The sequence below is a fragment of the Streptomyces sp. 7N604 genome (assembly GCF_052245475.1).
Classification (GTDB): Bacteria; Actinomycetota; Actinomycetes; order Streptomycetales; family Streptomycetaceae; genus Streptomyces.
Map to the genome: position 1 here is coordinate 26,006 of NZ_JBQQBX010000053.1, position 9,861 is coordinate 35,866.

The window sequence follows — 9,861 nt, forward strand, 5'->3', positions numbered from 1 at the left end:
CGGGCTGGGCGTTTCGCGGCTTGCCATCCCGGTGGGGAATCCATTCCGGCGCGGGAAAAGATTGCCGCTGGGCGCGTTACGGATCGCAGATGCGGACCGGCAAGGCGCGGAGCGCCTGGCGGAGCGCCGTGGCGAAGGACTCGAATTCGTCCGCGCGCGCCGCGCCCGACCGCATCGCCAGGGCGATGCGGCGCGACGGCGCCGGGTCCGCGAAGTAGCCCGTCGAGAGCTGGTCGTTGCGGCCCGTCTCGACCCGCAGCGCCGTACGCGGCAGCAGCGTGACCCCCAGCCCGCCCGCGACCAGCTGCACCAGCGTCGAGAGCCCGGCCGCGCTCGTCGTCACCGGCGCCCCCTCCTCCCTGCCCGCCTCGCGGCAGATATCGAGCGCCTGGTCGCGCAGACAGTGCCCCTCGTCCAGGAGCAGCAGGTCCAGTTCGCGCAGCGCCTCGCGCGGGATGTCGCCGCGCCCGCCCAGCCAGTGGTCCTCCGGCATCGCCAGCACGAAGTCCTCGTCGAAGAGCGTAAGTTCGGTCACGCCGGGCGCCCCCAGCGGCACGGCGAGCAGCAGCAGGTCCAGCCGCCCGTGCGCGAGCCCGTCGAGCAGCGAGGCGGTCTGCTCCTCGTGGACCTGGAGGTCCAGATCCGGGTAGCGGTCGTGGACGGTCCGCAGCACGGTCGGCAGCAGATACGGCGCCACCGTCGGAATCACACCGAGCCGCAGCACCCCCGTGAAGGGCGCCCGCGCCGCCTCCGCCTCCTCCATCAGCGCGCCGACGGCGTCAAGGACCGTACGGGCGCGGGCCGCCAGCCGCTCCCCCGCCGGGCTGAGCAGCACCTTGCGCGTCGTACGCTCCAGAAGCTGCACCCCGAGTACGTCCTCCAGCGCGGAGACGGCCCCGGAGAGCGCGGGCTGGCTCATGCCGATGGCGGCCGCGGCGTCCCGGAAGTGGAGGTGCTCGGCGACCGCGGCGAAAGCGCGCAACTGGGACAGACTGGGCTGCCGCGCACCGCCGTTCCCACCGCGCCCCGCACCTCTTCCGCTCGCACCGCCCACAGCCACTGATAACCACCTCCGATCAACATCAACAAGTCTACCGATTTCTGCGATCAATCCCGCCCGTGGAGCAGAAGGGCTCACCGAAGTCCGCCACGGCAAGGGCTCCCTCGTCCGTGCCCCCACCGCACCCGCCGTGACCATCGAGCGCAACAAATCGCCCGCAACGGCTCAAGCCGGTACATCACCCCCACACCGGCACCGGCCGGGACCGCGAACAGGAACCGGCCGCCTACCGCACGAAGACCACCCCGGCCACGGGTTCGCTCCTCCAACTCGACCCGCAGAGATCTACGCCTTGCTCACCAAGGCGGGGCACAAGCTGTGGTGGTCGGAGACCGTCCGCGCCCGCATGCCGCTCCCCGACGAGCGCACCGCCCTAGAACTCCCTGGCGCCACGCCAGGTGTCGCGCGGCGCGAAGCAACTAAGGCCGTGTCCTACATGGCGAGTTTGAGAAGTCGCTTGACTTGACTCGGCGGAACGGTGAGCGGTTGCGGCACGGGCCTCGCGGGCAACCACGTCGCACCCCAGGGGAGAAGGTCTTCGAAACCTTCGAGCGCGTGCGGACACCTCTCAACACCCGGCCCGACCAGGGCGGACGCAACTTTTCGGCACCCACGACTCCATGCGTAGCTCGACGAGCGATATAGGACCATACGGGCTAATATGGGCTATATGACAACACAAGCATCGAACCTCACGTACTACACGGTCAAGTCCGGTGACACACTCACCGCCATCGCCGCCCAGTTCGGGACGACGGTCCAGCAACTCGTCAAGTGGAACGCGATCCCCAACCCGGATCTCATCCACCCCGGGCAGCGGCTGATCGTCGCCAAGTCTGAATCGCCCCAGGAGACCTACTACACGGTCAAGTCCGGTGACACACTCACCGCCATCGCCGCCCAGTTCGGGACGACGGTCCAGCAACTCGTCAAGTGGAACAACATCCCCAACCCGGACCTCATCCACCCGGGGCAGCGGCTGATCGTCGCCAAGTCGCGGATGGTCACGTCGGATTGAACGAAGAAACCCGTCAATCTGGGCCGCGGCCCGACCAAGAAACCGCGGCCCAGTACCCAATCAACGACTCAGCAGGCATACTCAGGAAAATTGGCCATTCGCGGGTGGTCGTTATGCAGCCGGCGGCCTGGCAACCAAGGTGCGCCTGGCGGCCGTCAGCCGCTGCAGCCCCTTGTCACAGCTGGTCTCCGCCGGACACCGGCTGAGAGACGTCATCCGGGGACGGTGCCGACGCACGATTCGACGGTTCTACCGATTATCCAGTGCCCCTGATCCGGCGCAGTCCGGTCGAGAAGTTCAAAAACCTCTAACGAGCGGGGTAGTTCGGCTAAAGGTACGGAGCACGGGAGGTAACCCGAGCGTCGGTGATTTGCCGCAGCCTCGAGTCACCGCACACGCCAGCCGCCTGTGACGAGGAATCCCGGGCGGCTCACACTCGCGCGCCGGTGTGAATGGGCACAACGCCAACCTGCCCGACGGCACAATCCGTCGATACGTCACCTACCAGGAAGCCGAGGCCGCAAACCAACGAGCAGGCGGCACCGGAACGATCACCGTCATCACCCAGTGACGCCTGCCCGGCGTGTCAGGGCGCCTCAACCGTGCGGCAGCGGGCAGCACCCCGCTCACTGATCGTTTCAGAATGACTGAATAAGTGTTCCAGCGGGGAGCCGTCCTGTCAGGACGGTGCTGTCGGCGGAACTTGCGTAGTGGGACGTTCGTCCAGCTGGGTGACCGAGCAGCCGAGGACGCGGAGTATGTGTGGGCCCCGAACAACGCATCGTTTACCGGCAGGCAGGACCGCAGGACGAGGAACAGATCAGCGCAATCGACGACTCGTTCACCACCGACACCATCTACGAAGTTGTCGCCGGCGACGAGGGGTTCGCGCTGCGCGCGATCGTTGTAGATCCGCCGCTGGTCAAGAGGTTCCCCGACGATGAGAGCGACGGCATGTCCGATGACCTGCACGTCGAGGTCGCCGTCGACGATGGGAAGGTGTGTGGCTTCGTTGTCGCCGGGGTGGAAGAGTGGCATCACCGCTTGGCCATTCACGAAATCGGCGTGGCGCCTACGCACCGTGGGTACGGTGTCGGCTCGGCTCTGATGCAGCGGGCCTGCGCATACGGGCGCCGACTTGGAGCACGAACGGCCTGGCTGGAGACGTCGAACGTGAATGTCCCGGCCATCCGCGCCTACCAGCGGATGGGGTTCATCCTCTGCGGCCTCGACACCACCTTCTACCGGGGTACGGCGAGTGAGGGTGAGACGGCCCTGTTCATGAGCAAGGCGCTCGACGCCGGGTAGCTGACCGTCACAACGGGTCGGTGCGATGTCATGCTCAGTCGTGTCCAACGGACGCCCGTAGCTTGCGCAGGCAGATGATGCCGCAGGCCAGCACGAGGAGTCCGTGGTCGAACTCCGCCCGGCGTTCGTAGCGGGTTCGCAGCCATTTGAAGTGGTGCAGCCAGGCGAAGGTCCGCTCTACAACCCAACGGCGCTTGCCCAGGCCGGAACCGTGAACGGTGCCCTTGCGGGCGAACTTCGGTGTGACGGGCAACAGCAACGGACGCTGAGGTGACCGCTCCACTGATCGGCGAGATCGAGGCGTACTACGACGGCGAGAGCGTTCCTGGCGATGTCGGTCAAGCTTCGAGAAGCTGCGACCGATGCAGGTTGCTCGCGCGTGGAGTGGACTGCCGACCGTGGCAACCCGCCCGCTCTCGCGTTCTACGAGGCTCTGGGCGCTGAGCCACGTAATGAAAAAAAGGTGTTCTACCGGCTGGAGGAGTAACGGCCGGGGGAAGCCAGACCCGCGGACTCGTACACGGCCGAAGGCCCACCTCGCACTGATAGCCATCTTCGATCAACGCCAGCCGAAGTGGCGATTTCTGTGATCAGTTGCGTTGTGGCATGTTGGGGCTGACCAATCCAACGATCTTGGAGTCAGCCAGACAATGCTCACCATTGGTGACAAGTTCCCCACGTACGAACTGACCGGCGTCGTAGGCCCGGCGGGCGCCATGGAGTTCAAGACCTTCTCCAGCAAGGACCGCGAGAAGGGTTGGTCAGTGGTCTTCTTCTGGCCGAAGGACTTCACCTTCGTCTGCCCGACCGAGATCGCCGCATTCGGCAAGCTGAACGACGAGTTCGCCGACCGCGACGCGCAGATCCTCGGTGTCTCCGGCGACTCCGAGTTCGTCCACCACGCCTGGCGCAAGGACCACGCCGACCTGCGTGACCTGCCCTTCCCGATGCTCGCGGACTCCAAGCACGAGCTGATGAGTGACTGCGGCGTCCAGGGCGAGGACGGCTTCGCACAGCGCGCCGTCTTCGTCGTGGACCCCAACAACGAGATCCAGTTCGTGATGGTGACCGCCGGCTCCGTCGGCCGTAACCCCAAGGAGGTCCTGCGGGTTCTGGACGCCCTGCAGACCGACGAGCTGTGCCCCTGCAACTGGAGCAAGGGCGAGGAAACCCTCGACCCGGTCAAGCTCCTGGCCGGTGAGTGAGCATGGCCCTCGACGAGCTGAAGGCCGCCGTACCGGACTACGCCAAGGACCTGAGGCTGAACCTCGGTTCGGTGATCGGCAACTCCGAGCTGCCGCAGCAGCAGCTGTGGGGCACGGTGCTCGCCTGCGCCATCGCCTCGCGCTCGCCGCGCGTGCTGCGGGAGCTGGAGCCTGAGGCCAGGGAGAACCTGAAGCCGGAGGCGTACACCGCGGCCAAGTCCGCCGCCGCCGTCATGGCGATGAACAACGTCTTCTACCGGACCCGGCATCTGCTGTCGGACCCGGAGTACGGCACGCTGCGGGCGGGCCTGCGGATGAACGTCATCGGCAACCCGGGCGTCGAGAAGACCGACTTCGAGCTGTGGTCGCTGGCGGTGTCGGCGATCAACGGCTGCGGCCAGTGCCTCGACTCGCACGAGCAGGTGCTCCGCAAGGCCGGCGTGGACCGCGAGACGATCCAGGAGGCCTTCAAGATCGCCGCGGTGATCCAGGCGGTCGGCGCCACGCTGGACGCCGAAGACGTCCTCGCGGGCTGACCGGCCCGTACTCAGCCGAATGGGGTGGCCTCCCCGGCAATGCAATCCGCCGGAGAGTCCGCCCCGTTGGCGTATGGGTTAAGCGAGGCGGCTTGGCGTAACGGCAGCTACTCCACCGGCGCTTGCGCCTCCTGCGGCGCCGGGGCGCCCCCCGCCTCCGCCCTCTGCGGCGGCGGAGCCTTCGGTAGCGCCTGTTCCGCCGAGTACGCCCGCAGATAGCCGACGACCGTGTTCGTCACCGCCACCAGCGGTACGGCCACCACCGCGCCGCCGATACCCGCGATCAGGCTGCCCGCGGCCACCGACAGCACAACGGCCAGCGGGTGCACCCGTACCGCGCGCCCCAGGATGAACGGCTGCAGCACATGGCCCTCGAGCTGCTGCACCGCGAGCACCACGACCAGGACCATCAGCGCGGTGAACACGCCCTGCGTGACCAGGCCGACGATGACCGCGAGCGCGCCCGAGACCACCGCACCCACCAGCGGGATGAAGGCGAAGAGGAAGATGAACACGGCCAGCGGCACGGCCATGGGGACGTCGAGGAAGTAAAGCCCGAGGCCGATGAATATGGCGTCGATCAGCGCCACGAGAACCGTGCCGCGCACATAGCCGGTGAGGGTCCGCCAGGCGCGCGGCCCCGCGCCCGCGACGCCCGGCCGGGCCGCGCTCGGCACGAGCTTCAGCGCCCACTCCCAGATCCGCCGCCCGTCGTAGAGCAGGAAGAGCGTGCTGAACATCGCGAGCAGGATCCCGGACAGCACCTCGATGATCACGGTGACGCCCTCGAGGCCGGCCGAGGTGATCTCCTCGGTGTTGGACCCGATCGCCTCGCGCAGGCTCTTCGCGATGTCCTTGATCTGATCCTCGGTCACATGGAACGGGCTCTCCAGGAGCCCCCTCTGCAGCTCGTCGATGCCGTCCTGGACGCGCTGGGAGAGATTGTCGATGTTCTCCATGACCTGCCAGACCACGAACCAGCCCACCAGGCCCATGATCACGAAGCCGGTGATGAAGGTGAGGGCCGTGGCGACCCCGCGCGGCAGGCCCATCCTCCGGAGCCGGGCCACGGTGGGCTGGAGCAGCGCGGTGATGAGCAGGCCGGCAACGAAGGCCAGCACCACCAGCTGTACGGCGCTGATGGCACGCATCAGCACATAGAGCGTGCCCGCGAGGACGAGCAGCCGCCAGCCCGCCTCCGCCGCCACGCGGACGCCCCACGGGACGGCCGCGGCCGGATCGGGCTTCGCGGCTATGGCGGGGGCGTACGAGGGCGGGGGCGGCACGTGGTCCGCTCGGCGGCCGGACGGGCGGCGGTCTTCCGCGCCCCCGGAGGCCCCTGCGCTCCCGTCGCCGTCGCCGCCCGCGGCGGCGGAAGCGCTCCGGCCGCCGACGGCGGACGGCGGGGCCGGTGCGCCCACGTACGCGTAGTCGTCGTATCCCTCCGCGGCAGCGGCAGCCGCGCGGCGCTGGTCCAGCCGCTGGGCGATCCGGGTCAGCCCCGACCCCAATCCACCCAGCCACTGCGGCAATTTGGACATCTCTCTACCTCTACCCCCACTCCCCCAGGCGTCGTACCGCACGACGTTACCCGGGACAGGGACGCGACGGAGCCCCCGGCCGGTTGAGGGCCGGGGGCTCCGTTGAGTACGCGATGCAGCGGCGGAGGCCTAGTACCAGTTGTTGGCCTGCCAGAACTCCCACGCGCCGCACGGGCCGCCGTAGCGGTCTTCCATGTAGTTCAGGCCCCACTTGATCTGGGTGGCCGGGTTGGTCTTCCAGTCCTCGCCGGCCGAGGCCATCTTGGAGCCCGGCAGCGCCTGGACGAGACCGTACGCACCCGAGGAGGGGTTGCTGGCCTGGTAGTTCCAGCTGGACTCGTGGTCCACGATGTTGCTGAAGCACTGGAACTGGTCCGCCGGGACCATCTGGCGCGCAATGCCCTGGACCTCGGCGATGGTGTAGGAGGCCTGCTGGGCGAAGTCGCCTGCGTCGGAACGCGCCTCGGAGCGGGCTGCCTTGAGCTCCGCTTCACGCTCCTTGGCGAGCTTCTCCGCGGCGGCCTTCTTCTCAGCTGCCAGCTTCTTGGCTGCCGCGTCCTCGGCCGCCTGCTTGCGGGCGGCTTCCTCAGCGGCCTTTTTCGCTGCCGCGTCCGCAGCGGTGGACTGCGCGTCCGCCTGCTGAGTCAGCGACGCGGTCTGCGCCTGGGTCTGGTTGCCGGCGGATATGTCTGCAAGCAGCGTCGCATCGGCAGCAGCGGGCTCGGCGGCTTCGGCCGTGCCCTGCTGAGTGCTGCCCGAGGCGACGCCGACGACGGCGCCGACGGTGGTGACCGCGGTGGCTGACGCCACTGCGAATCCCCGGACCGAGATCCGGCTCACACGCTTTCCTTCCAGCATCGCCCGCTTAGGTGACCTCGCGGACGCAATCGTGCCCCTGGCGCTGGCCTCCCCTTGTTCCGGACCCGCCCTGAGCGGGTGGGACCGGCTGGTCACGGGAGGCACTGGCCCGGTGCGACACTCCCTCGGGAGTTCCGCGTGGTGCTCGGGCGGCATACGGCGAACGGTTGTTGAGTTGTGTGGTGCAGCACCGCTGGGGGTGCTGGTGTGCCGTATGCGGGGCCTGACAGGACCCACACCCTGCCGGAAGCCGACGTCTCGAGGCAATTCTGCGTTGAGTGGGAAACCTCACACCCCGTTTACACCACGGGTTTTATGGAAATCGGCGCACAGCACGGCGCCGCGCGGTTAAGCTCTTTGGCTTATCACGCGGCGCCAAGTGGGCCCAGATCAGGGCCAAATGGGATCCAGTCGGACCCAATGCGCTCCCCGGCTAAATGTGGCTGTCCTCCAGCATTTCGGTCACAAGGGCCGCAATCGGCGAGCGCTCCGAGCGGTTGAGCGTGACGTGCGCGAAGAGCGGATGGCCCTTCAGCTTCTCGACGACCGCGACCACCCCGTCGTACCGCCCGACCCTGAGGTTGTCGCGCTGCGCCACGTCATGGGTCAGTACGACACGGGAGTTGGCGCCAATTCGGGACAATACGGTCAGCAGGACGTTCCGTTCGAGCGACTGCGCCTCGTCCACGATCACGAAGGCATCGTGCAGCGAGCGGCCGCGGATGTGCGTGAGCGGCAGCACCTCGAGCATCCCGCGGCCCACCACCTCCTCGATGACGTCCCGGGTCGTCACCGCGGAGAGCGTGTCGAAGACGGCCTGGGCCCACGGGCTCATCTTCTCGGCCTCGCTGCCCGGCAGGTAACCCAACTCCTGGCCGCCCACCGCGTAGAGCGGGCGGAAGACCATCACCTTCTGGTGCTGCCGGCGCTCCAGTACGGCCTCCAGACCCGCGCAGAGGGCGAGCGCCGACTTGCCGGTTCCGGCCCGGCCGCCCATCGACATGATTCCGACATCCGAGTCGAGCAGCAGGTCGAGCGCGATCCGCTGCTCGGCGGACCGGCCGTGGATGCCGAACGCCTCGCGGTCGCCGCGGACGAGCCGGATCCGGCCGTCAGCGGTGACCCGGCCGAGCGCCTTGCCGCGCTCGGACTGCAGCACGAGGCCGGTGTGCACCGGCAGCTCCTCCACCTCGGGTACGTGCACGCTCTCCGCCGCGAAGAGCTCGTCCACCTGCTCGGCCGTAATCGTCAGTTCCGACATTCCGGTCCAGCCGGAGTCGGTGATGGCGAGCTCGGCGCGGTACTCCTCGGCGAGCAGGCCGACGGACGAGGCCTTGATGCGCAGCGGCAGGTCCTTGGACACGACCGTCACGTCGTACCCCTCGGCCTGGAGGTTCCTGGCCACGGCCAGAATCCGGGTGTCGTTGTCACCCAGTCGGCCCCGCTCGTTCAGGAACGACGCCGGGAGCACCGTGGGGTCGGAGTGGTTGAGCTCGACCCTGAGCGTTCCGCCGAGGTCCCCGATCGGGATCGGCGCGTCGAGCCGCCCGTACCGGATGCGGTAGTCGTCGAGCAGACGCAGCGCCTGCCGGGCGAAGTAGCCGAGCTCCGGATGGTGCCGCTTGGCCTCCAGCTCCGTGACCACGACGACGGGGAGCACGACCTCGTGCTCGTCGAAGCGGGCCATGGCCAACGGGTCGGCCAGCAGAACGCTGGTGTCGATGACATAGGTGCGCCGGTCGTGCGTACGGCGCTTTGTGCTGGTCACCACGGGTGGACGAACCCCCTCGGAAGAGGTCGGGGTGCGACGGCGTCGCCGGGGAATGGGCCGGGCTCGGTCCACAATGCGCGGGCCGGGCACCGGCCCTCCGCGATGTCCGTACGAACCGCACGGTCGTCCGTGTGCAAAGGGCCTCCCGGGCGGGCGGCCCCATGCCACCCGCTGGTGTGCCGGACGCCCGTGGACCGGGCGTCGACTTGGAAGGGATATTCCCTCGAACGTGCGCCGCCATGCCATGGCATATGACGCCACGTTTGTGAACGTTTGGCAACGCCTGCGACCCCAGTGCGGGCCTCATACCAGCCGATATCGTCCCATCATGAACATTTCGGCAGCGGGCTGAGGGCTCCTGGGCGGGGCTCGCCCCGTCAGGCACCCGGTGGTTTGCCACGCGCATGCGGCACAGGCGCAGGGTCAGGGGGTGCTTCGGGGGCCGGTGGCCCTGCCAGGGGAAGCGGCTCAGCCGGAAGGGCCGGGGAGTGCCCATCAGGGAGCCGGGGGCCTGCCCGGGGAAGCGGCTCAGCCGGAAGGGGGCCGGGGGGCCTCCCCCCGGGG

At 68.3% G+C, this 9,861-nt stretch carries 9 protein-coding genes and 1 pseudogene; 5 read left to right on the top strand and 5 right to left on the bottom strand.

Going from position 1 to position 9,861, the window contains the following annotated elements:
- Nucleotides 1-76: 76 nt before the first annotated feature.
- Entirely contained in the window at nucleotides 77-982 is a 906-nt protein-coding gene (locus ACTWP8_RS35885; protein WP_443326250.1) for a LysR substrate-binding domain-containing protein, read from the bottom strand.
- A gap of 748 nt (nucleotides 983-1,730) precedes the next feature.
- Between ACTWP8_RS35885 and ACTWP8_RS35890 the strand changes: the two genes are divergently transcribed.
- From ACTWP8_RS35890 to ACTWP8_RS35900, 3 genes are all read left to right on the top strand, one after another.
- A complete protein-coding gene (locus tag ACTWP8_RS35890) occupies nucleotides 1,731-2,078 on the top strand; it encodes a LysM peptidoglycan-binding domain-containing protein (RefSeq protein ID WP_443326251.1) in 348 nt (115 codons plus the stop codon).
- Nucleotides 2,079-2,496: 418 nt separating this feature from the next.
- Nucleotides 2,497-2,649, top strand: a complete 153-nt coding sequence (locus tag ACTWP8_RS35895) for a DUF7196 family protein (protein ID WP_443326262.1) — start codon at nucleotides 2,497-2,499, stop codon at nucleotides 2,647-2,649.
- Between the two features lie 191 nt (nucleotides 2,650-2,840).
- Entirely contained in the window at nucleotides 2,841-3,386 is a 546-nt protein-coding gene (locus tag ACTWP8_RS35900; RefSeq protein WP_443326252.1) for a GNAT family N-acetyltransferase, read from the top strand.
- Nucleotides 3,387-3,420: 34 nt separating this feature from the next.
- Here ACTWP8_RS35900 and ACTWP8_RS35905 read toward each other — a convergent pair.
- Nucleotides 3,421-3,609, bottom strand: a pseudogene (locus ACTWP8_RS35905) (transposase); the annotation flags it as partial.
- Nucleotides 3,610-4,036: 427 nt separating this feature from the next.
- On the opposite strand from ACTWP8_RS35905, the gene ACTWP8_RS35910 reads away from it, so the two are divergent.
- The gene (locus tag ACTWP8_RS35910; protein ID WP_443326253.1) at nucleotides 4,037-4,591 is read left to right on the top strand and encodes a peroxiredoxin; all 555 of its coding nucleotides are present in this window, start codon (nucleotides 4,037-4,039) and stop codon (nucleotides 4,589-4,591) included.
- 2 nt (nucleotides 4,592-4,593) lie between these two features.
- Nucleotides 4,594-5,127 (top strand): alkyl hydroperoxide reductase, encoded by a 534-nt coding sequence (locus ACTWP8_RS35915; protein WP_443318874.1) that lies wholly within the window; start codon nucleotides 4,594-4,596, stop codon nucleotides 5,125-5,127.
- Between the two features lie 107 nt (nucleotides 5,128-5,234).
- Here the strand turns inward: ACTWP8_RS35915 and ACTWP8_RS35920 are convergent, their stop codons facing one another.
- From ACTWP8_RS35920 to ACTWP8_RS35930, 3 genes are all read right to left on the bottom strand, one after another.
- On the bottom strand, nucleotides 5,235-6,668 hold the full coding sequence (locus ACTWP8_RS35920) for an AI-2E family transporter (RefSeq protein WP_443326254.1): 1,434 nt from the start codon (nucleotides 6,666-6,668) through the stop codon (nucleotides 5,235-5,237).
- Nucleotides 6,669-6,797: 129 nt separating this feature from the next.
- The gene (locus ACTWP8_RS35925) at nucleotides 6,798-7,508 is read right to left on the bottom strand and encodes a transglycosylase SLT domain-containing protein (protein WP_443326255.1); all 711 of its coding nucleotides are present in this window, start codon (nucleotides 7,506-7,508) and stop codon (nucleotides 6,798-6,800) included.
- A 451-nt stretch (nucleotides 7,509-7,959) separates the two neighbouring features.
- Entirely contained in the window at nucleotides 7,960-9,297 is a 1,338-nt protein-coding gene (locus tag ACTWP8_RS35930) for a PhoH family protein (protein WP_443318871.1), read from the bottom strand.
- Nucleotides 9,298-9,861 lie beyond the last annotated feature (564 nt).